Annotated in this window: 17 protein-coding genes; 2 read left to right on the forward strand and 15 right to left on the reverse strand. The window is 37.9% G+C overall.

The features are described 5' to 3' along the window. Positions 1-206 precede the first annotated feature (206 nt). Positions 207-392 (reverse strand): type II toxin-antitoxin system HicB family antitoxin, encoded by a 186-nt coding sequence (locus NW213_RS05695; protein WP_154043850.1) that lies wholly within the window; start codon positions 390-392, stop codon positions 207-209. A 94-nt stretch (positions 393-486) separates the two neighbouring features. Beyond that, on the reverse strand, positions 487-879 hold the full coding sequence (locus NW213_RS05700) for a DUF6249 domain-containing protein (protein WP_258322124.1): 393 nt from the start codon (positions 877-879) through the stop codon (positions 487-489). A gap of 146 nt (positions 880-1,025) precedes the next feature. Here NW213_RS05700 and NW213_RS05705 point away from each other — a divergent pair, with 146 nt between their 5' ends. Further along, positions 1,026-1,577, forward strand: coding sequence for an RNA polymerase sigma factor (locus NW213_RS05705; protein ID WP_235340551.1), 552 nt, complete (start codon positions 1,026-1,028; stop codon positions 1,575-1,577). Next, positions 1,577-1,972 carry a hypothetical protein gene (locus tag NW213_RS05710; RefSeq protein ID WP_154043847.1) on the forward strand — a complete coding sequence of 132 codons (396 nt, stop codon included), beginning with the start codon at positions 1,577-1,579 and terminating at the stop codon, positions 1,970-1,972. The genes NW213_RS05705 and NW213_RS05710 overlap by 1 nt, the downstream gene beginning before the upstream one ends. A 3-nt stretch (positions 1,973-1,975) precedes the next feature. On the opposite strand, the gene NW213_RS05715 is transcribed toward NW213_RS05710, so the two are convergent. The 13 genes from NW213_RS05715 to NW213_RS05775 all read right to left on the reverse strand — a co-directional run bounded on the left by NW213_RS05715 (position 1,976) and on the right by NW213_RS05775 (position 23,530). Beyond that, entirely contained in the window at positions 1,976-2,377 is a 402-nt protein-coding gene (locus NW213_RS05715) for an FKBP-type peptidyl-prolyl cis-trans isomerase (RefSeq protein ID WP_258322125.1), read from the reverse strand. 114 nt (positions 2,378-2,491) lie between these two features. Continuing rightward, the gene (locus NW213_RS05720; RefSeq protein ID WP_258322126.1) at positions 2,492-4,198 is read right to left on the reverse strand and encodes an acyl-CoA dehydrogenase family protein; all 1,707 of its coding nucleotides are present in this window, start codon (positions 4,196-4,198) and stop codon (positions 2,492-2,494) included. Then, positions 4,198-5,217, reverse strand: coding sequence for an electron transfer flavoprotein subunit alpha/FixB family protein (locus tag NW213_RS05725; RefSeq protein WP_154043844.1), 1,020 nt, complete (start codon positions 5,215-5,217; stop codon positions 4,198-4,200). Before NW213_RS05725 ends, NW213_RS05720 begins: the two co-directional genes overlap by 1 nt. A gap of 4 nt (positions 5,218-5,221) precedes the next feature. After that, a complete protein-coding gene (locus NW213_RS05730) occupies positions 5,222-6,109 on the reverse strand; it encodes an electron transfer flavoprotein subunit beta/FixA family protein (protein WP_235340548.1) in 888 nt (295 codons plus the stop codon). A 207-nt stretch (positions 6,110-6,316) separates the two neighbouring features. Then, positions 6,317-7,681: a hypothetical protein gene (locus NW213_RS05735; protein WP_258322127.1), complete on the reverse strand. Its 1,365-nt coding sequence runs from the start codon at positions 7,679-7,681 to the stop codon at positions 6,317-6,319. Positions 7,682-7,808: 127 nt separating this feature from the next. Continuing rightward, entirely contained in the window at positions 7,809-9,803 is a 1,995-nt protein-coding gene (gene pulA, locus NW213_RS05740) for a type I pullulanase (RefSeq protein WP_258322238.1), read from the reverse strand. A 33-nt stretch (positions 9,804-9,836) separates the two neighbouring features. Further along, on the reverse strand, positions 9,837-11,759 hold the full coding sequence (locus tag NW213_RS05745; protein WP_258322128.1) for a glycoside hydrolase family 13 protein: 1,923 nt from the start codon (positions 11,757-11,759) through the stop codon (positions 9,837-9,839). A gap of 5 nt (positions 11,760-11,764) precedes the next feature. Further along, complete coding sequence (locus NW213_RS05750) at positions 11,765-14,140, reverse strand: alpha-amylase family glycosyl hydrolase (RefSeq protein WP_258322129.1); 2,376 nt, start codon at positions 14,138-14,140, stop codon at positions 11,765-11,767. An 83-nt stretch (positions 14,141-14,223) separates the two neighbouring features. Further along, positions 14,224-15,345 carry a SusF/SusE family outer membrane protein gene (locus NW213_RS05755; protein WP_258322130.1) on the reverse strand — a complete coding sequence of 374 codons (1,122 nt, stop codon included), beginning with the start codon at positions 15,343-15,345 and terminating at the stop codon, positions 14,224-14,226. Positions 15,346-15,400: 55 nt separating this feature from the next. Further along, positions 15,401-16,528, reverse strand: coding sequence for a SusF/SusE family outer membrane protein (locus NW213_RS05760; protein WP_258322131.1), 1,128 nt, complete (start codon positions 16,526-16,528; stop codon positions 15,401-15,403). A gap of 39 nt (positions 16,529-16,567) precedes the next feature. Beyond that, on the reverse strand, positions 16,568-18,121 hold the full coding sequence (locus tag NW213_RS05765) for a RagB/SusD family nutrient uptake outer membrane protein (RefSeq protein ID WP_258322132.1): 1,554 nt from the start codon (positions 18,119-18,121) through the stop codon (positions 16,568-16,570). Between the two features lie 24 nt (positions 18,122-18,145). After that, positions 18,146-21,163 (reverse strand): TonB-dependent receptor, encoded by a 3,018-nt coding sequence (locus NW213_RS05770; protein WP_258322133.1) that lies wholly within the window; start codon positions 21,161-21,163, stop codon positions 18,146-18,148. Positions 21,164-21,349: 186 nt separating this feature from the next. Beyond that, positions 21,350-23,530, reverse strand: coding sequence for a glycoside hydrolase family 97 protein (locus NW213_RS05775; protein ID WP_258322134.1), 2,181 nt, complete (start codon positions 23,528-23,530; stop codon positions 21,350-21,352). Positions 23,531-23,714: the final 184 nt, after the last annotated feature.

Consider the following 23,714-nt stretch of genomic DNA (forward strand, 5'->3'; position numbering starts at 1 on the left):
CAAAAAAAATATCACTTTTGGCGTAATATACTGTAAATCAAAATAAAAAAGCAATTGAAAAAGTAATTGGATATAAAAGACAGATAGAAGGATAAAATTTACACACATTATAATAAATAAAAAAGGCCATACCTGTATCACACAGACACGACCTCAGGAAAGAAAGAGAGTGTTTTTATTAATTTAATAATTTAGCATAATCATCACTATGCCATATCTTCAAGAGTGAAAACAGAACTTATTTCATTAAAGAAATCATGTGATATATCTTGAAGATTTTCTATAGCTTCATTTTCAGTTTCGCCATAAGCACAACATTGATTGTAATCTAGCAAGTAAGCATAAAACTCACCATTTGGCAAACTTTCTATTACATAATTAACTTCATTCATATTCAGTCCTCCTGTTTTTTAAGACACTGCAAAATTAATTACGCCGTATTACAATCAGAATAACAGGATGTTACGATGATATTAATTTAAATTTTCACTTTCTATCCTTACTTCGAAACACCTCTACCAAGAAAGCTACAATCATACCTAATCCGCCACCAAACAAAGTACTGGCCCCGTATATAATTGAAGCAGTTTCTCTAACTTGTCTATTCGCCTCATCAATCCAATACTCAGGCAAGGAATTACATATGATGATATATCCAATCAAGATACCAAGTCCTAAACCAAGCAACAGACACCCGAAACGGAGTGCAGAATATGAAGACGACATATTAATTCCCTTAAACTTTCCCTCTGTCAAAGAGTTTTCAGAGAGCTTGTCTATCAACATCTGACGTTCCTTTTTTCCTACAAACAATTCGAACAACTTGTAAATTGTTCCGAAAACGATGGCTACATTTGCCACAATCATTAATTCTTCCATAAATGTGATATTTAAATATTAAAAAATTTGTTCCTTTGCCATATTAGACGACAGTTCAAGCTAAAGGTTACAATATAGTTACTACAAAAAAGAAAAAAATTATACCAGATGTAACCTTAAAGCTGTTCTTGCGTCTAAATAAACAAATGAAAAATGAGGAATTAAATATTATAACAAGAATATTGTCAGGAAAAACAGATGAGTTCACGTATTTCCTTGACACATACGGACAACAAGTATATAGTCTTATTGTCCGAATTGTCAGATCAGAAGCAGACGCCGAAGAGCTGACACAAGACACATTCATGAAATGTTTTGAAAACCTTTCATCATTTAATGCAAAAAGCAGTTTCTCTACATGGCTCTATCGAATAGCTTACAACACAGCAATATCATTCACCAGAAAAAAAGAACCTGAGGTAAACGTATATGACGAAAAGATATGGAACACCATATCTGATACAGAAATAGATGAAACAATGAATGACGAGTCAGAAGAAAACATCAATAAACTATATAAAGCATTGACAATGTTACAACCTGACGAAAGAGCATTGATAACGTTATTCTACGAGCAGGAGAAAACAATCCAGGAAATACAGCAGATACTAAACGTAAAAGAGAGTTTTATAAAAGTAAAACTCCACAGGATCAGAAAAAAGCTATATATTCTAATGAAGAAAGAGGAGGAACTATAATGGGAAAAGCAACAAATTCAGATAAATTCAAAGTTGAAAGCACAGACAGATGTATTAGAAAAGCTGTTGGCATGCAGCAAAAATTCCGTTTGCCAAGCAACTTCAGCTATAAAATGATGGAAAAAATAAACGAAAAAATCCTACTTGAGGAAAAGCAACGTGAAAAAAGAACATTCGTTGCCATAATAATTACATCATTGTTAATGCTCACAGCATGTATATTAATCATTATAAGTTATACAAACATAACATTGACAGATATTACCAACAGAATTTCGAATGTCTCAATTCCTTCGGAAACATTGTTCTATCTGCCAATGCTGATTTCCCTGCCATTATTATTAGGATTCAATTTCTGGCTAAGAAAAAAATACGGGCACCTTATTAAACGTTAATATTCAAGCTATACCCAACAGTTCTATCTCAAAAATCAATGTCGAAAACCCAGGTATAGGCCCTGATGTACGTGTTCCATATCCCAGATTATATGGGATATACACCATCCATCTGTCGCCCACATGCATCAGTTTCAAGGCTATACGCCAACCGTCAATCACATCAGTCAGTCTCAACGCCTCAGGGCAGTTACGTTTCCATGAATTATCAAACTCTCTGCCATTTATAAGCGTACCACGATAATGTACAGAAACTATACTTCTGTCAACCGGCGATACCTTTCCGTCTCCACTGTTGATAACTCTATAAAGTATGCCCGAAGGATGTAGCATCACACCTTCCTCAGCAGACATTTCCTTCAGAAATTCCTGATTCTTTATCTTGTACTCTTCTTTTTTTGCCATAAATACGTTTTTTATTCTGTACAAAGATATAAACAGAGCAGTAAAAACAAAAAAAATCGGAGAACAAGATATTTACAATACCAAGTCCTCCGAAAACTATTTATTCTTCAAATATTATTTTCTGTAGTTTAAAAGCTCTTCAGCACTGAACTTACGGATAAAGTTGAAATGCTTTTCAACTTCCGACTCAGCATAATTAACATATACGTTAAGTGACTGAGCGAACAGTTCAGGAGCCTTAGTAGCATCCTGCAGCAACAGATGACTCATTACGCACACTGCAGACATTTCGTAAAGACGACGTGAAACGAAATCAAGCAATTCCTGGTTCATAGCTTCTTTCACAGCATTAGTACAAGCCTCAAGTTTACGAGTCATATCCTTAATTCTGTTCATATAGCCTTCGAATTCAGGAGCGCAAGGAATCAGTTCATATTCATGGAGAGTAGCTGCATAAGCACCGTTTGTTACATAACGGATAGCTGCAACTGTCTGCAACTGAGTAGTACCTTCATAGATACTTGTGATACGTGCATCACGATAAATACGCTGGCAAGCATATTCCATCATGAAACCAGAACCGCCATGTACCTGAATACAGTCGTATGCATTCTGGTTGGCATATTCAGAGTTCATACCCTTGGCAAGAGGAGTGAAGCTGTCGGCCAACTTAGCATATTTCTTCTGCTCCTGACGTTCTTCCGAAGTAAGTTTGCGTTCGCGTGCAATATCATCAAGAGCCTTATAGATATCCACATAGCGTGCAGTTTGATACAACAGAGCACGACCTGCATCAAGTTTAGCTTTGATAGTAGCCAGCATATCATATACCGCAGGGAATTCGATGATAGCCTTACCGAACTGCTTACGATCCTTTGCATAAGCCAAAGCTTCATTGTACGCAGCCTGGCTCAGACCTACTGACTGAGCTGCAATACCAAGACGGGCACCATTCATAAGAGCCATAACGTACTTGATAAGTCCCAACTTGCGTTCACCGCAAAGTTCAGCCTTGGCATTCTTATATACAAGTTCACACGTTGGAGAACCGTGGATACCAAGCTTATTTTCTATACGGCGTACATCTACCCCACCATCGTTCTTGTCGTAGATAAACATAGAAAGGCCACGACCATCGTGAGTGCCTTCTTCTGAACGTGCAAGCACAAGGTGCAAGTTAGCATCACCATTAGTGATGAAACGCTTAACACCGTTCAGACGCCAGCAGTTATTAGCCTCATCGTATGTAGCTTTAAGCATCACACTCTGAAGGTCAGAACCTGCATCCGGCTCTGTCAAGTCCATAGACATTGTTTCACCTGCACAGATACGAGGTATGAAACGACTGTGCTGGTCTTCATTACCAAACTCATAAAGAGTTTCGATACAGTCCTGAAGAGACCAGATATTACCGAAACCGGCATCAGCCTGTGCTACGATTTCTGCACACATAGTATATGGAGTGATAGGGAAATTAAGACCACCGTAACGACGAGGCATAGTCATACCGTTAAGTCCGGCCTTAACCATAGCATCAAGATTAGCTTTTGTACCAGATGCATATTCCACACGTCCGTTTGCACAGTGAGGACCTTCTTCGTCAACGCCTTCTGCATTAGCAGCAATCACCTCACCTGTTATTTCGCCTGTTATTTCAAGCACTTTATCGTATGAATCGATAGCATCAGCATAATCCTGTGGTGCATAATCGAATTCTTCCTTATCTCTATAATCGCGTTCTTTCAACTGACAGATACGCTCCATCAACGGATTGTTCAAGTGAAACTTGAGTTCCGGATGTTCTGTATAAAAGTTTGCCATTATTTACTGTTTTTCTTATAATACTTAATCATTTTCGGAATCACTTCTTCCACTGTTCCGTTAATCACATAGTCGGCTATCGCATTGATAGGAGCATTCTCATCATTGTTTACAGAGATGATGATACCTGCATCTTGCATACCTGCAATGTGCTGAATTTGTCCTGAGATACCACATGCGATATACAATTTAGGATGAACAGTTACACCTGTCTGTCCAATCTGACGGTCATGGTCGCAGAATCCGGCATCAACAGCTGCACGGCTTGCACCAACTTCAGCATGGAGTTCCTTTGCAAGTTCGAACAACATGTCAAAACCTTCCTTAGAACCCATACCATAACCACCGGCGATAACGATAGGAGCACCTTTCAGATTATGTTTGGCTTTTTCAACGTGGCGGTCGATTACTTTCACTACATAGTCTGTTTCAGGAACAAACTTAGCCACATCATGACGAATCACTTCACCCTGATAGTTTTCATCAAGAATTTCTTTCTTCATCACACCCTCACGCACTGTAGCCATCTGAGGACGATGTTCAGGATTGATGATAGTAGCAACGATGTTACCACCGAAAGCAGGACGAATCTGATAAAGCAGATTTTCGTATGTAATACCTGCCTTTTTATCCTCATGACTACCTATTTCCAACTGAGTACAGTCGGCAGTCAGACCACTTGTCAATGCAGAAGAAACACGAGGGCCAAGGTCACGACCGATAACGGTGGCACCCATAAGACAGATCTGAGGTTTTTCCTGCTTGAAAAGATTTACGAGAATAGATGAATGAGGAAGAGAAGTATAAGGGAACAGCCCCGGAGCATCGAACACGTGAACACGGTCAACTCCATACGGCAAAACTTGTTTTTCTACATCAGTAAGGTCGCTTCCGGCACAAATAGCTTCAAGCTGGCATCCCAACTCATTGGCTAACTTACGACCTTTAGTCAAAAGTTCGAGACTTACATCGGCAACATGGCTGCCTTCCATCTCACAATATACAAATACATTATTCATAGTCTTATCCTATAGTGTGGTTAGCCAAAAGTTCAACAATAAGGTTTTCTACATCAGCATCACTTCCTGTGATAGTCTTGCTTTCCTTAGCCTGGAAGATAATGTTTTCAATCTTCTTAACTTTTGTAGGAGAGCCTGACAGACCGCACTGCTTTGTATCACCGTTTACGTCGGCTACACTCCATTCAGTGATATTCAGATACGGACGGCTTTCGTAAAGCGAAGCGTATGGAAGTTCAGCACCATCTTTTGTTATGGCAGCCTTTTCCTGTGCGCCAAGAGCACGTTTATATTTCTGAACCAGTTTTGCATTACGCGGACGGCAAGGAGCAGCGCTACCGTTTACTGTCAACACAATAGGCAATGGACCTTCTACAGTTTCAACACCACCGTCGATATGACGTTTAACACGGATGCGTCCGTCTTTCACTTCCTGGATTTCCTCTACATATGTAATCTGAGGCAACCCCAGCTTTTCAGCTACCTGAGGACCAACCTGAGCAGTATCACCATCGATAGCCTGACGACCACCAACTATGATGTCATACTCGCCAATTTTACGGATGGCAGTTGCAAGAGCATAAGAAGTTGCCAGTGTATCTGCACCTGCAAAAGCACGGTCTGTAAGCAGATAGCCGTTGTCAGCACCTCTATATAAACCTTCACGAATGATTTCTGCAGCACGACCCGGACCCATAGTCAACATAGTCACAGTAGAACCAGGATGAGCGTCTTTCAGTCTGAGAGCCTGCTCCAAGGCATTCAAGTCTTCCGGGTTGAAAATTGCCGGAAGAGCAGAACGGTTAATTGTTCCGTCTGCATTCATGGCATCTTTCCCAACACAACGAGTATCAGGAACTTGTTTTGCCAATACTACAATTTTTAAACTCATTAGATAAAATATTTTGGTATTAGTAATTTTCTGACGGCAAATTTAATGAAAGCATTTATACTACAAAACGAAATACCACAAAATATGCACATAATGAGTAGAAATGAGCAAATTAAAACAATAAAAAAAACGTGCGCACGTTCGGTTTAAAACGTGCGTCCATTCGATCCAAAGCGTGCGCACGCTTTACATTAAACGACAGTTCATTTAATTTTTGACCTTTAAACCTATTATTTTGACGGGTCGAAGATAATATTTCACAGTCTTACCGGCAGGTCTTATTTCTATCTTTCCAGACATATTAAATGCATATTCCCCATTATCGCATAAATATCTGTTTCCTGCATTATCGTTTGGGGTATAAAAAATATTGTGACCATTCTCTTCCAGATAAGGATTAAGTTCGTCCAGTTCAGTAGAAAATTCCTTAAAAAATTCCTGAGCCTCATCTTTTGTAAAAGTTCTCCATCCGGAAATACCATCAATCTCGTATCCATTCAGTATTTCCATAGCTTCTCCCTCTTCATAAATCTGATACCATTGGTCAGGAGATATAATAGTAGCTTGCGCCTCCCCGACACCAATCTCTTCCAGTTTCCATAAATAGAAAGGTCCCCAAATTTTATTGGCAGAAGGCATAGTTTCTACATAAAACACATCAATATCCTCATCGAATGAGCTCCCATCGGACTCCTCATCTTCTTCATCCTGTTCATTTTCGTCATTTTCATCATCTGCCGGTTTTTCATTTTCAAAATCCATAACGATTTCCTCTTCCATTTTCCAGGCACTAATCTGAAAATCTCCGTCCATACTCAAATCCTCATCATATCCACCCGTAAACTTATAAGGTTGTCCGACACTCAATCCTTCGGCAAACGTATAAGAATATTTCTTTATTTCATCACCATAATCAAGATTTACAATAACACTGGTCTTTACTCCTTCGGCCGGGAATATAAATTTCTGACCGGAAAGCCATTTACCATTATTTAAATTACATTCCAAAGAGGCAGCTTGTGTTCTGTCGGAGAAACCTCCTTCAATCTGATAGCCACAACTAACCGGAGATACTTCCACCTGGATTTTCTTTACTTCGGAAGGTATATTTGTAAACTCAAACTCTAAAGACGCTACTATATACGATGGGATAAGATTAATTTCAGTCTGTTTCTCCAGATTTATCGAAGAATGTGCTGCCATTAAAGGTATGTCCGAGACACCACTTCCATTGACTGAGATTATAGGTTTCCCTGAAATATCATTTACTTTCGAATAACTCTCTTCTCCTATACCTAAAAATGCATTTATTGAATATTCACCTGGGATAAGTGTAGCCACTATACCCTCACCTTCCAAATAATTAAAGTCTGTAACAACTGAACTGGTCTTATCAACGCAATATATCCTGACAGGATAGTCTATATCAAGAATATCGCCCACCGCATTCTTTTGAAAATTTATATATACGTTTATATTGTCTGTGCCATCTGTACCATCTTCATTGATGGCATATCGGCTACATGAAAAAAGAAGTGACGCAACAAGGAGTAGAAATATATTCAGTTTCATAAGAAGTCCATATTTTAATATATAACTGTATATGTCACCGATTGTACCCCTATTATATAAAAAAAGCTATATACCGCCCACAAGAAACGGTATATAGCAATCGGTTTAATTATAAAAAAAGTAAATATTATTTTCTATAAGCAATAGTTGCAGATTGAGGTGCTGCAACAAGAGTCTTTCCTTTAGTATCTTTCAAACCTTTTTCTGGAGAAATCTTTCCGTCATAGCACACCATCCTGTATGTACCCTCAGGCACCTCAACTCTTACAGTCTCGGTTTTAGCATTGAGGATTACCGTTATATCTTTCCACTCCTCTCCTGCAGGCTGACCTTTGATACGGAATGCCACTACACCTTCTCTTCCCGGATTGATAAATTCAAGATGTTCGTAAACCTTTTCCGCAGAACCTAAACGGAACGCAGGATGCGCTTTTCGTAAAGCTATAAGTCCCTTTATATATTCGTACGAGTCGTTATGTTCTTTTTTCAGACGCCAGTCTATGACATTTATTGAATCAGGACTGTTGAAAGAATTCTTTACCCCTTTCTTGTCGCGCATAAGTTCATCACCTGTAAAGATGAAAGGAACACCCTGCGATGTAAATACTGCTGTTTCTGCCAATTTCAATAAACGCATGCGCTGCTTGGTGTCAGCCTTTGGAGCAGTAATTATAAGACGATCCCCTATACAGTGATCATCATGACAGCTGATATAACTTATCATCTGAGTAGGCTGTGCTGTCCATGACGCAGGATAGTCTTTCAAAGCCTCTTTCAACTGCGGATGAGGTAGTGCAGCAGCAATACCGAACATCACACCCGACTCATATCCCTTACCTTCAGTGACAAAAGCACCATTAGTATCGTCACTCCATGAGCCACGCAAACTGTCGCGGAATTCATCGCTGAATGCAGCAATACCAGGCATCTGCCATGTGTTGGCCTTCATCGCCAGTTTTTCTTTAGGATATTTAGGAGCACTTGCAGCCCATCCTTCGCCATAGATGAATATTGTAGGATCAATTTTGTCAAGCTCCGCACGGATGGCCTTCATAGTCTCTATATCGTGTATCCCCATAAGGTCAAAACGGAAACCATCTACATGATATTCGTTTACCCAATGTTTCACTGATTCCACAATATAACGACGTACCATCTCACGGTCGCTGGCTGTTTCGTTTCCACAGCCTGAACCATTGGCAAATGTTCCATCCTCATTCTGACGATAGAAATATCCAGGTACAGTCAATTCAAAATTACTGTGTTCTGCATTGAAAGTATGATTATATACCACATCCATTATCACCCTGATGCCAGCCCTATGGAGCGACTGCACCATCTGCTTGAACTCACGTATTCTGACTTCAGGCTTGTACGGATCTGTCGAATATGAGCCATCAGGCACATTGTAGTTCTGAGGGTCATATCCCCAATTATACTGAGGTGTATCAAGCTTAGTTTCATCTACAGACGCATAATCGTATGATGGAAGAATATGAACATGAGTGATACCCAGCTCCTTCAAGTGGTCAATACCTGTAGTCTGTCCATAAATATTCCTGGTTCCTTCTTCAGTCAACGCAAGAAATTTTCCCTTGTTATTTATACCCGACAAACTGTCCAATGAGAAATCACGATGATGCATTTCATACAGAATAATGTCATTGAAACTCTTCAGTTCCGGACGCTTGTCGTTTTCCCAACCTTCAGGATCAGTGCTGTTCAAGTCCAATATGGCAGCACGCTTACCGTTCACACCTACGGCCTTTGCCATTACTCCTGGAGTATCGTCAAGCCATTTGCCGTCGATACATACATTGAATGTATAGAACTTGCCGTTCAGATCTTCATCTATCTCTGCCATCCATTGGCCGTTATCGCCACGACGCATTTTCACAGAATTAACAACCTTACTGTCAAGTCCTTCGTCAAAGATATTAACCTTTACAGCCTCGGCAGTAGGTGCCCACAACATAAAGTTAGTCGATTTTGGAGTATATACCATCTCCGTCCATTCAGAAGTGAAAGACGGATAGTCTGCATACGACTCATACTTATTAGTTTCTCCACAACCTATAGTAGTTACTATCAGTGGTAATGTCATCAATTGTTTTAGTTTTATCATGATATTATCGTCAAAATAAAGTAAAAAAATCTACAACTCCAATATTAAAACTTCTTTAGGAGAAAGTTTTAAGGTATTATCAAGATTAACCTTTCTGCCGGTTATTACATCACGACCGGATCTTTTGTCTCCTAAAATCTCTTTATAATGTTCCAACGAAAGTTCATTATCCTTGCTTATGCCATTCAATATTACTACAGCGCTTTTATCACCACATCGACGTTCATAAACATAAACTCCGTTTCTAGGCATAAAATGTTTCATAGTACCTTTTGAAATCACCTCGTTTCCTTTACGCCATTGAAGAATGGTTTTCATGAACTGATGTGCTTCTTTCTGCATATCCGTAAGGCCTTCTCCCTTAAAGACATTTATTTTATCACCTTTCCAACCGCCAGGCATGTCAGGACGTATGCCTTCGTACCCATGTTTAATAGTTGTACCTGAAGAAAGTATTTCCTGCCCATAAAACAGTTGAGGTATTCCCGGAACTGTCAACAATACTGTAACGGCCTGCTTATATGCTCCCAGATTTTCCGGATCGGTATGGAGGAAGCGGTCAACATCATGGTTTTCATACAGACGCATTACATTATAAATATCAGGATAGCAGAAATCAAGCGAAAAATGTTCGAATATAGTCTGCAATCCTGTATTCCATGAAGTCTCTTCGTTGAAAGCCTTAGTGGCTATTGACTGTAAATGGAAGTCCATAACAGATTTCAAACCGGTATCAACCGGATTAAGTTTACTTCCTCTCTGCCAGAAAGCAGTACCAATAGGATTGGTTATCAATATTTCTCCCACTATATTCATATTAGGATATTCAGTCATTACAGCATCGCACCAGCGTTTCATCATATCTACATCAGGATAAGGATAAGTATCCTGTCTGATACCGTCAAGCTGAGCATATTCTATCCACCATATAGAGTTCTGAATAAGATAATCGGCAAGGAAATCGTTTCTTTGATTCATATCAGCCATTGAATCGACAAACCAACCGTCTGTCATTTCATACTTTTCAATATCAGCTACATATGGATCATAATAAGCTCCTTTATTGTGATTAGTATAAACCTTACGGTCATAATTATTGAACCAATCTCTCATAGGAGGATCAATAACCCATGGATGACGGCTACCACAGTGATTGAATACCATGTCCATAATCAGCTTCATGCCTCGTTTATGCATTTCAGAAGCCAATCTGACATAATCCTCATTACTTCCCAAGCGCGGATCTATACGGTAATAGTCTGTTGCCGCATATCCATGATATGACATCTCTCCCATATCATTTTCTAGAACCGGTGTTGTCCAGATTGCTGTTATTCCCAAATCATCCAAATAAGGCAGATTATCAATTATACCTGCAATATCACCCCCGTGACGAGCTCCACGGTTATTACGGTCTGTAATATAAGGATATTTCATCTTCAAATGGTCATTTGCTTCATCACCATTAGCGAATCTGTCAGGCATGAGCAAATATACCACATCTTCAGAACCAAAACCTACTCTATCTTCAGGGGCTCCTACACGAGCTTTCAGTTCGTAATCATATTTCAGTTTTTTACGTCCTTTACTGAAGTTTAGAGTAAACTTACCAGGCTTTGCGTCCTTAACATCCAGATATACCACCATATAATTAGGGCTTTCCATAGGATGTACGGACTTAATCTTAACCCCGGGATAATTGATAGACAATGAATAATCAGCAATATTATACCCTGACACCATTAGTTGTAATTCTGGATTCTTCATTCCTGTCCACCAGAAAAGAGGGTCAATTCTTGATATTGACTCCTTACGTTCATCCCCCAAAAGTTGAGATGAAGAACAGCTACCATTAGATTCGGATATAGAATATTCGGTCAATCTGTCTGCAGAATATGATACAGTCCCAATTGAGCTGAAAAACATCAGTGTAAAAAGAAAATTTCTTATCATATCATTTAGTTATTAACGAGGAAATTAGAATATATAACAAAGTCATGTGGAGCTACAATCGGCTGTGTTCCGGCAACATTACTTACCTGTTCAGCACTGATAAAGTTATAATATCCGCTCCAACCCGACGGAACTTGAGCCGAAGAGGTCTGTTCTTCTGTCGTGAAATTACCCACAATGAAAAGTTTCTTTCCGTCTATACTTTCAATTGAAATATTACGGCATCCTTCCCAATAACTTTCGGATACTTCCCATCTGAATGTAGCATCAGAAGAGAAAAGCTGTGGCAGTTCATTTCTAAGTTTAAGAATCATAGTATAAGTCTCAGTAAGTTTCTTTCTATACTGATCATTCAGATATTCCCAATGTAAAGGCTTACGTCCTGTACGACCATTCTCTTCAATAGAAACATCATAACCCATTTCACCGAACTGCCATATCATCTTCGGTCCTAGCACAGTAAGGAAGAAAGCCGTATTTGTAGCCATACTTTTCATTCGGTTTGCCAGATTAGTTTTTAAGTCACCATTACCGTACTCCTTTGCCTTAAAAGCGGTACGCTCTTCGTCATGGCTCTCCATAAAACTTACATAACCACCGAACTTCATATCATTAGTGCCTGTATATATTCCTTCAAAACCACTATCGTCTTGCCATCCCATTCCAGACTGGCAATACGCATTGTTACCATTTCGCCATAGTTTAAGACCATAGTCTGCGAGTTCTTTTTCTTCTTTATCACAACAGAAATGTTCCAATATAACCACGGCATTTTCGTTTGCCCCGTGAATAGCGTCATAATAATCTTTCAAAACAGCTATACGATTTTCATCATAGTCAGATGCGTTACTTTCATTACATTGACGCTGAGTGAAACCTTTCGTAAGGTCAAAACGGAAACCATCTATCTTGTATTCATCAAGTAAGAATTTGAGATTTCGTTTTACGAAAGTCTTTACAAGCTCTGATTCATGGTTGAAATCATGGAATACACTATAAGGATGAGGTGCGTCAACATTAAACCAAGGATTCTCGGCAGCTGTCTTATTATTCTTGCTGTCCCAATACAATTTTGCAAAAGGATGTGCTCCTGTAGCATGATTATATACCACATCAAATAGAACAGCTATTCCCCTATTGTGACATTCATCAATAAATCTCTTATACATTTCCTTTGTTCCGTATGCTTTGTCCATGGCAAAGAAGAAGCATGGGTTATATCCCCAACTGTCGTTACCATCGAATTCCTGTACCGGCATCAGTTCTATGGCATTTATTCCAAGCCCTTCCAGATAGTCAAGCTTGCTCATCGCGCCATTAAGATCGGATGTTGAAGTAAAGTCTCTGAGGTGTAACTCATATATAAGGAGATTATCTATGTCCTTTATCTTGAAATCATTATTCTGCCATGAATATTCATCCTTATTAATCTTGAATGTAGAAACTATTCCTATACCTTTCTCCGGATAAACCATTTCAGATGAAGGATATGTTGATTCAGGGATATACTTATCATTATCAGGGTCAAGAATCTTTTCGGAATATGCATCAGCCAGTCTGATTACATCACCGTCTTTAGTTCCTGTATAATATTGGAAACGATATTCCTTTGCCGGGTCTAGATTCTCAACAGTTATCCACCAGCATCCGGCTGAATTATCCCTATACATTTGAGAAGTGCCGTCATTGGCTAATGTCCAGTTATTGAAATCACCTAATATGTATGCAAAATCTTTATGATTTCCATTCTTATCCTTATCATAGAAAGCAAAAGTCACACTGCTTCCACTTGAAATGTTTATACCTTCTACCGTCCCTGCCGGCATAGTCTGTTCAATTATAGGAGCAGGTTGGAAAGCTGTGTATTTATTATCGGTTACCTCTATAAAAGAATCTTCCTCTATTCCTTTCTTGCTACCATCGGAACTACGTATTACTATACCAAGTTTATTAATAGCAGTCTCACCCGAAGCAAACCATTCTCTTATAGACGGAGTAAGAGAGATAGACCAGCAATTATCTTCCTTCTTCGTCATTTTACATTTGGCAATGTTCTCGTTCCATTCGGCAGGAACAAAAGCCCATACACCCTCAGTAATAACTCCGGTGTGAATATAAACATCGCCGGTATAGCCGTAAAGCTTTGATTTTACAGGAGCCTTGAAATTAATAGTAAGTTCAGAGTCAGCATCAGGATTTTCAGGTGACCAGGTGAGTCCTTCCTTTAATGTCTCTTCATTGTCATCTCCTTCATCACTTGAATCATTTCCTGAATTTTCACTATTCGATTCATCATCAAAAGTCTTGTCCTGGCATGAACTTTGCGTAAATATGAACAATGAGATTAATATATAGAAACCTATTTGAAGAGTCTTTTTCATGGTAGTCAGGTTAAAAAAAGAATTGCCACCCATCGGAACTTTTGTATTCCTCCGAATGGCAATTCATGGATTATAAATTGTAATTACTTTTTATAAAAAGCATATCTACCAGTTATATCATTGAATAATACATCATATGTACCAGCAGGAATAGTCATATTATCATTACTCTTAAACTGAGAAATACCAAATGGAGTTTCACTTAAATTAATAACTCCCCCCCAGCTATTATCCCATTTATCATCTGCACGAAACTTAATTTGTCCTTCTGTTTCTATGACAAACCCAGGATAATACCAATTATGTGGAGAAGATGGCAACATATCCAAATCATCTCCCCAACCATTAAACTCACCTATTAGACCAATAGTTAAAAATTCAGCAGGAGTCTGATTAGCTTCCTTGACTAAAGAATAGTTATTCGTTGTAAAGTCTACAGTAAATGTATAAATACCATTATCAGGTGTTAGAATAGCCCCACCATTCTCTTTTAATATACCGTTAAGACTAGTGTCACCGTCAGTTTGTGCTCCTAAAGCCTTCTCCCAAGTTCCAAAATCATCAGAAGCCCAAATTTTAAAATTAGGTGTTCCTGCATTTGAGTTAGAAAAATCTGTAGTAACTGTAAACTTGTTATCTGTCTCAGTAGGAAACAATGGAGCAGTTTTCTCAACAGGACTCCAATTTTGAATATTACCCACCAAATAATATTCAGGAAGGGTTAAGACCAATGGCTTTTTAGGAGTTATTTCAATTAATACTTTTTCCGAGCCTAAGTACAAAGCCTCACCATCGATATTCATACTTGCCTCTGCTTTAATATTCAATGTACGCATTTCTGCACTTTTACCGAATAACTCCTCCATAACAGACTGCAAAGACTCAACATTGGCCTTACCATTAGCATCAACCTCTATCTTCTGCCATGCCTCAACATCTTGTTTAGATATATAAGCTGTAAGATTTTCTATTGTGCTACCTTCCAATTGATTTTCTACTTGATAATCAAAGAGTTTAACAGTTTCCTCTGTTGTTGTTTCAAGATTTACACCTGTTGCTGGAGTAATTGTCATACTTGCTGTTGCAAGAATCTCTTCCTGTTCCCAAGTCTGTGGAGCTGCAACATCTGCATTGAAATCTTCATTACATGAAGCCAAACCTATCATTGCAGCAAATATAGCTGTATATAAAAATTTCTTTTTCATAAATGCATTTTAATTTAGCTTGTCGGGGAAAAATATCCCCGACAACATTTTTATATTATTCAATTTTACCAGTTCCGGCTGTGAAGTTAATATACAGCTTCTGACCTGCATTGGCACTAACACGAGCCTGATCTCCATCGTTTCCTCGATATTTCAGAATTCCATCAAATACCATAAATTCTGTCTTCCACCAATCTATTCCATCTATTGAAACACATGCACGAACTCCAGGATCTCCACTAACTCCAAACTTAAATGGAGGAGATACAAAGAAATCATCACCATTAACAGGTACGGTAAATTTCTTTTCTGGCGCAACATTAAATCTATCACTTTCATTATTACTTGTTACAGGACCAACAATATAAACAGCAGGTTCATTAATATCCATCGTATATCTAAGTTCAGCACCTTCTATTGCTGCCTTAACAACCAATAGATACCATCCTCCTTTAGTAAATCCAATCTTTCCAGAATTATCTGTTACAACAGCTTCATAATTATCATTAATTGTTGTTTCTGCAAATCCGGCACTCGTTTCTTCTGTAGATGTTTTACTAAGCTTAATACTACTATTTTCAGGTATATAAATAACTCTCCAGAACATACCTTCTGTTCCATTCACAGGAACCATTTCCAAAGTATTATCCCAATTCCATTCACAGAAGTCACCACCGATATACAATTTCTTTGGAATCTCAATTGGCGGTAAAGTATATTCCAATTCTGTTTTTATCTCGATAGAATTTGAATAAACAGGCTCTTTAAGATCTGTTACAACAGCTTTTAGTCTTAAATATAAAGGAGTCTGAAGAGGGAAATCATCTTTAACCTTACCTTCTGCTATGAAAAGGTTTGTAGCACAAACTGCCAACTCATTAGTCTTTACCTCCATTTTAGCAGTAGTAAACTGTGTAGGCAACACTTGTACTTTTTCAAAATCATCAGTCAAAGAAATTTCCAAAGTATATGTAACGGCTGCAGTAAAACCATAATCAGGCTGTGAACAAGTCAGCCAAATATGTGAAGAACTGTTCAAGTCGAAAATATTATCAGACAAAGCCGGCTTATTTAAAGTAAACGTTTCCGGCTGGTTATATACAGGATTGGAGTCTCTATCGCTATCGCAAGAAGAGAAAATGGCCATTCCTGCAAGTAATAATGTAAATATCTTATTTTTCATAATTTATACCTTTATAATGTCATTAAAAACAACATAATATTAATATCCGAAGTTTTGTTCAAGATTAGGATTTGCTACCCTTTCTTTTGTTGGTATAGGATAAAGATTTCTGTAAGCATCAAAGTTTGTACCTTCCTTTGTACCACCTTTCCAATCCCAAACATAGTCAGTATTTCCACCGAACTTACCAAATCTGATAAGATCTATACGACGACGTCCTTCGAAAGCAAATTCTCTACACCATTCGTCACAAATATCATTCAATGAATATGTAGGTTGTTTTGTAGCATTTGCTCTATCTCTAAGGTCATCAATATAAGGTTTTGCCTCATTAGGTAGTTCAAGCCTTGTTTTTGCCTCTGCAAGAATCAGATAAGCTTCAGCTACTCTCATGAAAGGAACATCCATATCTACAAACTTAGCATCCTTAGGTGTTGCACCTGTAGAATATTTATTTGTAAACTTTGCACAAGAATATCCGTGAGTAAAATTAGAAATGTCTTCAACTTCAAGTTCCCTGTCTTTTCCATAGAACAAAGCACGGTCGTCTTTAGCCTGTCTCACCATTTCATTTTCATCAACATTTGGTGCATCATTGTTAGGAAAGAACATAGACATCATCTGTTTTCTAGCTCTATTACCTGCCCAGTTTTCACTTGTTCCTGCATTATTCATATCTGTTTTATGAGTTGCAGCAATCAAGAACGTACCGCAACCATAGTTTTGTATATCTATACCATCCTGAAGTATCGGAAGAATGATTTCGTTCTGCGCACCATTGGTATCATTATCACCCATGAACAGATTTTTATATGGTTTGCAAAGAGTATATCCGGATTCAAGTACCTTTTCTGCATAAGTAACTGCCAATCCCCATTGTGGAGTTCCAGTATAAACTTCAGCATTCAGATAAAGTCTTGCCAACAATAACCATGCAGCAGCCTTATCTGCTCTACCATATGTATTTGTTCTAGGTTCTTTCATATCATCCACACACTCTAAGAGTTCCTTCTCTATGAATTCATATATGGTTTTCCTGTCAGACTGTTCTGCTTGCTCTGTAGAAACCTTTACGATAAGAGGTATATTACCATAAAAATCCATTGCATAATAATAATATAATGCTCTTAGGAATCTGGCTTCTGCCCTAAGATCTGCTGCAGTTGCATCATCTACGGTATTCTCAAGGAAATAGTTTGCCATTGTTATACCAAAATATAATCTGTAATACATGGCCGTCATCATTCCGTGTGAAGCATCCCACTGAGCAAAGTTATATTCAGGCACACCTGCATCGCCCCAACAACATACAGCCTCATCGGTAGGCAGCTCGTTCATATTCCATAATTGTCTGAAGAAATCTGATGTTCCCTCGTCTATACCGTCAATGTCACCATTACCTGCAGGTCCGATATTACCTGTTAATGCCATATTAGCATATATCTTTGCAAAAATAGGATCTCTGTTAAATTCAACAGAAGTACTTTTATCTATTGTAGGGTCAACATTCAAGTCACCGATACATGAGCTAGTTCCCATGGCCAGTGTAAAAGCTACTGCAGGAACCAGATGTTTTAATCTATAGAATTTCATAATTTTCCTTTTAAAGTTAAGTTATTAGAAATTAAGGCTTAATCCAATCATTGAAACCAAAGGACGTGGATAAATGTTATTATCAATACCACCGCTCACTTCTGGATCAAGTCCTTTATATTTTGTAATGGTAAACACATTCTGTACAGTAGCATAAACTCTACCTCCCAACTTACCAATAAGATTATTGAAAGAATATCCCAAAGTTATATTATCACACTTCAAGAATGATGCATTCTGAACAAAATAGTCTGACATAAAATAGTTTCCTATACCTTGGAAATTTTTCTCCAAATGCGGTTTTGCATAGTTGGTAAAGAATCCGGACTGTGCATAAACAGCAGCCTTACCTATATTTGAGTTATTAGACTCTACATTGTTAAATACATAATTATTTAAACTAGCACGAAGAGTGAAACTGAAATCCCAATTCTTATATATCATCTTTGATGATAGTCCCATCAATACATCAGCTGCAGGTTTCTTATAGAAATATCTGTCTTGATCACTTATTATACCATCACCATTACGATCGACATATGTATTTTCGATAGGCATACCCTTTTCATCATATACTTGCTGATATACATAGAAAGAATTGGCAGGATGTCCTACTGCATGAGCCTGAACAGTATTACCAGTTCCACCGGAAATACCTCCAGTAGCAATATAGTATCCTTCTTGATCACCTGTCGTAAGCTCGGTAATTTCATTCTTATTCCATGTCAAGTTATAACTCAAATCCCAAATGAAATCATTGGTCTGAATAACTTTTCCACCAATGGTAAATTCAATACCTGTATTTTCTAACGTACCAACATTGCTCAAAACTGTATTTTTAAAGTTAGAACCAGCAGCTACGTTTACAGTCTGAAGCAAATCTCTCGTCTGACGTTTATAGAAATCAATAGAAGAAGTAAATCTACCATTCAAGATTCCAAAATCCATACCGGCATTCCATGTAGTAGTTTTTTCCCATGTAAGATTTGTATTATAAGCATTAGGTCTTGACAATGAACCATCACCGATTATAGGGTAATATGCGTGTTCTTTATTTTCAACATATGAAACAAAGTAACTGTATTCACTAATACCTTCCTGTTGACCAGTAATACCCCATCCTAAACGAAGCTTCCAATCAGACATCCAATCATATTTCTTAGCAAAAGCTTCTTCATTAATTCTCCATGCAAAAGCAAATGAAGGGAATGTACCCCATCTGTTATTCTTATTAAATTTAGAAGAACCATCGGCACGTACTGTGGCTGTAAGCATATATCTGTCTAGAAGAGTATAATTGGCACGTCCGAAGAAAGATACGAGGTAACTTTCGTTAGCCCATTCATTAGTTTTCACGTCATACTTTTGTCCTGCAAGTTCAGTATTATTGTTTGTAGCCTGATAAAATCCCCAACTATCGCTTGTACCTTCTCTATAGAAATGCTGCCATTCATAACCTCCCATCACGTTTATGTCATGGTTCTTCAATTCTTTAGAATATTGTAAATAAGATGTAAGCAACATATTAGATTTATCTATTACATCGAAACTATGTCTTCCATAATAGTTATTGCTAGCTGAACGAGGATCTATATCATTAGTTTGTTTACCGGTTGACAAATCCATACCTGCATTAACGTGGAAATTAAATTCAGGCATAAAATGGAATTTATAATCCAATTCAATATTTCCTATCAATGATTTGGAAGTGGCACGGTTATTCTGAAAATCCAAAGTAGCTACCGGATTCTGTTGTGCCAATGAGTTATATGCCAAAGGCCATGATGAGTCGTTGTACTCATTGTTTCCTGTCCATTGGAAATATCCACCAAAAGAAGTTACATAATCAGGATCATTATTATATATAGATTGAGTTGGATCAAATGTAGCAGCTGCTCCTACTACTCCACCATCTGCATATCTGTTCTTTGCAATCATACCTTTCAGATTGGCATTAATTTTAAGATGATCATCAAAGAATGTAGGTGCAATACTAAAAGAACCTGTATAACGTTCAAAATTAGATGTCTTGATAATACCGTTTTGATTAGTATAACCAATAGAAACACGGAAAGGTGCACCTTTGATATTACCAGCTGCGGTTATATTGTGGTCAGTACTCCATGCTGCACGATAGATCTGATCCTGCCAGTCTGTATTGGCAGAGCCCAACTTTCCATACTGTTCGCTGTCCTTACCATAAATACCAGCAATGAATTCACGATATTCATTACCATCCATTACGTCCAAAGTTTCTTTCACATTACTCAAAGAAACGTTTCCGTTATACGAAACTTTAACTTTTCCTGATTTAGAACCTTTCTTTGTAGTAATAATGATTACACCATTAGAAGCACGAGAACCGTAGATAGCTGTGGCAGAAGCATCTTTCAATACTGTAAAGCTTTCAATATCATTTGGATTAACCATTGAAAGTGGGTTTGAAAGACCTTGCACTCCCTTATCATCCATTGCAAAACCATCAATAACTATCAAAGGGTTATTAGAAGCATTTAATGAAGATCCACCACGAATACGTATTGTTGAACCACCACCAGGTGTACCACCATCAGATATTACACTAACACCTGCAATCTTACCCTGCATCATGTCTTGTGCATTTGTCACCAATCCTCTATTCATTTCGTCCGGCTTAATTGCAGTAACCGAACCTGTAAGGTCATTTTTCTTTGCAGTACCATAACCGATAACCACAACATCTTCCAACAATTGAGTATCATCCTGTAGAATAACATTCATCTGCTCAGCTGCAGGAAGTTCCTGAGGCTGATAGCCTATAAACGAAATTACAATAACATCTTCTTTATTAGCCTGAAGAGTGAAAACACCGTCAAAATCAGTGATCGTACCATTTGTAGTACCTTTTACAATAACATTTGCACCAATTACGGGTTCTCCAGTTTTGTCTTTCACAATACCATTGACTGTTATAGCTTGTGCAAAGCCTTGTACAGCCATCAGCATTCCTACCAAACATAATAGCAGGAATTTTCCATTAGAATTTAAGATTTTACTTTTCATTTGTTATTTAATTAAGTGTTAATAAATAGCCTAAATAAAATATACCTATTGAAAACTTAGATTTACCCTAATAAAAACATCTTTCATATTTTGATTTTACAATACCTAACAGGCTGTTCCTACCTTTAAGTAACTGTATAAACCTAGTTTTTACCTTCAAAAATATATTATTCAGATTTTGTATGACTATTTGATTTCTTTAATTGATATAGCATAGCCACCACCTACACCAGCAGTAAGTTTAAGTTTTGACTTGTTTGTCACTTTTTTCTTGGTGATAGTATATGCCTGTGGATTATTATCCCAGGATGTTCCTTTTGCGTCAGCATATATAATAGCCTCATATTTCTTGCCAGGAGTCAGGAAATCAAGTTTAAGATCGGATTTATGTCCGTTATATCCTGCTGTACATCCTACATACCAGTCGTCTGTACCTTTGGCACGACGTGCAATAGTAATGTATTCCCCCGGTTCAGCTTCAAGATAATGGCTTTCGTCCCAATCTATAGCCACATCTTTTATAAACTGAAAGGCATCCATAAAGCGTTCATAGTTTTCAGGAATGTCTGCTGCCATCTGGAGAGGACTGTACATAGTGACATAAAGTGCCAACTGACGTACCAATGTACTGCGTACGCGAGATGTATTTGTAGGATTCATCTTACTGCAATCAAGCTCAAATATACCAGGAGTATAATCCATAGGACCTCCAATCAAACGAGTGAAAGGAAGTATAGTGGTATGATTTACGTTACTTCCACCGAATGCTTCATATTCTGTTCCACGAGCTGACTCATTACCAATCAAATTAGGATATGTACGACACAAACCTGTAGGACGTACTGCTTCATGAGCATTTACCATAATTTTATAGTCGGCAGCCTTTTTAACTGCGTAAAGATAGTGGTCAACCATCCACTGTCCGTAATGATGTTCTCCACGAGGAATAATATCGCCCACATATCCACTCTTAACAGAGTTATATCCGTTATCTACCATAAACTGATATGCCTTATCCATGTGGCGTTCATAGTTTCTTACAGAAGAAGATGTTTCATGGTGCATCATCATCTTAACACCCTTGCCGGCTGCGTAACGGTGAAGTTCTTTCACATCAAAGTCTGGATAAGGAGTTACGAAATCAAATACATAATCTTTTGTTTTACCAAACCAGTCTTCCCAACCTTCATTCCATCCTTCAACAAGTACTGCATCAAATCCGTGTGCAGCTGCAAAGTCAATATATTTCTTCACATTTTCTGTATTGGCAGAATGTTTTCCGTTAGGTTTGGTCTGTTTATAATCTGTAATTCCAAGTTTGACGCTAGGAACTTCATCAGTATAAGCCCATGAACCTTTTCCGGTAATCATATCCCACCATACACCGACATACTTCACAGGATGTATCCATGATGTATCTTCGATCTTACATGGTTCATTAAGGTTTAGTGTAACACGAGCAGCCAATATATTACGTGCATCGTCACTTGCTATCACAGTACGCCAAGGAGATACGCATGGAGTCTGCATGTGACCTTTATCACCCCTAGCATCAGGTGTAAGCCATGATTCGAAAATCATATTCTTGTCATCAAGATTAAGGTGCATGCATGAATAATCCACCAATGCTGCTTCATGAAGATTAATATACAGACCATCATCTGTTTTCATCATAAGAGCCGTCTGAACTCCTGTAGGCGAAAATACATACTGAGATGAATTAGGAGTAATTGCGTCTTTCATTTTTCCACGAATTTCACTCAGACGTGATGTAGTGTAATCGTATTCCTGAGTATCATAATCTCCCGGGATCCAAAATGCAGTATGGTCACCAGCCATTGCAAATTGAGAATGTTCTTCCTTGATAATGAAATAATTAAGATTCTTCTGCTGAGGAAACTCATAGCGGAAACCTAAACCATCGTTAAACAGGCGGAAACGTATTACTATGTAACGGTCGTTTGACGGCTGGTCAAGTGTAACAGCCAGTTCGTTATAGTTATTACGAATTTCTTTTTCTTCTCCCCAAACAGGACTCCAAGTCTCATCAAAAGTGGAAGTACTTGTATCTTTTATTTTAAAACCAGTCATAAGATTGGTTTTTGCATCAAGCTGATCTTTGTCTGTACGTTCCGTCCATTCGAAAGTTGTCTTCTTGTTTGCATCTTCTTTTTTAAGTTCAAGTCCCAATGTACTTGGCTTAATAACCGGCTTATCTTTATAAGAAAGTTCATAAACCGGTGCCCCCTCAGGACTGAGACTAAAATTCATAACAAAATTACCATCAGGAGAAGTAAGTTTCTGGGCATTTACTGCCATAGCGAAACAAATACATGATGTTAATGAAAAAATACTTTTAAGGTTCATAGCTTTTCAGGTATTTAAGTTTTAAAATTTCAGGTTAGAAAAACTCTCTGCTGCAAAAGTATGGTTCTTAGTAACGCTTTTCTTGATTTAGAAATAAAATATAAATGTCATATTGCAGAAAGTATCACATAAACATCTGATTATATGACATTTATATCTATAGGGCAATAACTGATTTTATAAA

The sequence above is a fragment of the Bacteroides sp. ET336 genome (genome assembly GCF_024733815.1).
GTDB classification, from domain to species: domain Bacteria; phylum Bacteroidota; class Bacteroidia; order Bacteroidales; family Bacteroidaceae; genus Phocaeicola; species Phocaeicola cellulolyticus.

Coding starts and splice junctions, on each gene's coding strand:
- NW213_RS05720 (WP_258322126.1), bottom strand. CDS start 4,198: ATGGCAAACTTTTATACAGAACATCCGGAACTCAAGTTTCACTTGAAC.
- NW213_RS05725 (WP_154043844.1), bottom strand. CDS start 5,217: ATGAATAATGTATTTGTATATTGTGAGATGGAAGGCAGCCATGTTGCC.
- NW213_RS05775 (WP_258322134.1), bottom strand. CDS start 23,530: ATGAACCTTAAAAGTATTTTTTCATTAACATCATGTATTTGTTTCGCT.
- NW213_RS05760 (WP_258322131.1), bottom strand. CDS start 16,528: ATGAAAAATAAGATATTTACATTATTACTTGCAGGAATGGCCATTTTC.
- NW213_RS05700 (WP_258322124.1), bottom strand. CDS start 879: ATGGAAGAATTAATGATTGTGGCAAATGTAGCCATCGTTTTCGGAACA.
- NW213_RS05770 (WP_258322133.1), bottom strand. CDS start 21,163: ATGAAAAGTAAAATCTTAAATTCTAATGGAAAATTCCTGCTATTATGT.
- NW213_RS05745 (WP_258322128.1), bottom strand. CDS start 11,759: ATGATAAGAAATTTTCTTTTTACACTGATGTTTTTCAGCTCAATTGGG.
- NW213_RS05750 (WP_258322129.1), bottom strand. CDS start 14,140: ATGAAAAAGACTCTTCAAATAGGTTTCTATATATTAATCTCATTGTTC.
- NW213_RS05765 (WP_258322132.1), bottom strand. CDS start 18,121: ATGAAATTCTATAGATTAAAACATCTGGTTCCTGCAGTAGCTTTTACA.
- NW213_RS05710 (WP_154043847.1), top strand. CDS start 1,577: ATGGGAAAAGCAACAAATTCAGATAAATTCAAAGTTGAAAGCACAGAC.
- NW213_RS05735 (WP_258322127.1), bottom strand. CDS start 7,681: ATGAAACTGAATATATTTCTACTCCTTGTTGCGTCACTTCTTTTTTCA.
- NW213_RS05730 (WP_235340548.1), bottom strand. CDS start 6,109: ATGAGTTTAAAAATTGTAGTATTGGCAAAACAAGTTCCTGATACTCGT.
- NW213_RS05715 (WP_258322125.1), bottom strand. CDS start 2,377: ATGGCAAAAAAAGAAGAGTACAAGATAAAGAATCAGGAATTTCTGAAG.
- NW213_RS05755 (WP_258322130.1), bottom strand. CDS start 15,345: ATGAAAAAGAAATTTTTATATACAGCTATATTTGCTGCAATGATAGGT.
- NW213_RS05705 (WP_235340551.1), top strand. CDS start 1,026: ATGAAAAATGAGGAATTAAATATTATAACAAGAATATTGTCAGGAAAA.
- NW213_RS05695 (WP_154043850.1), bottom strand. CDS start 392: ATGAATGAAGTTAATTATGTAATAGAAAGTTTGCCAAATGGTGAGTTT.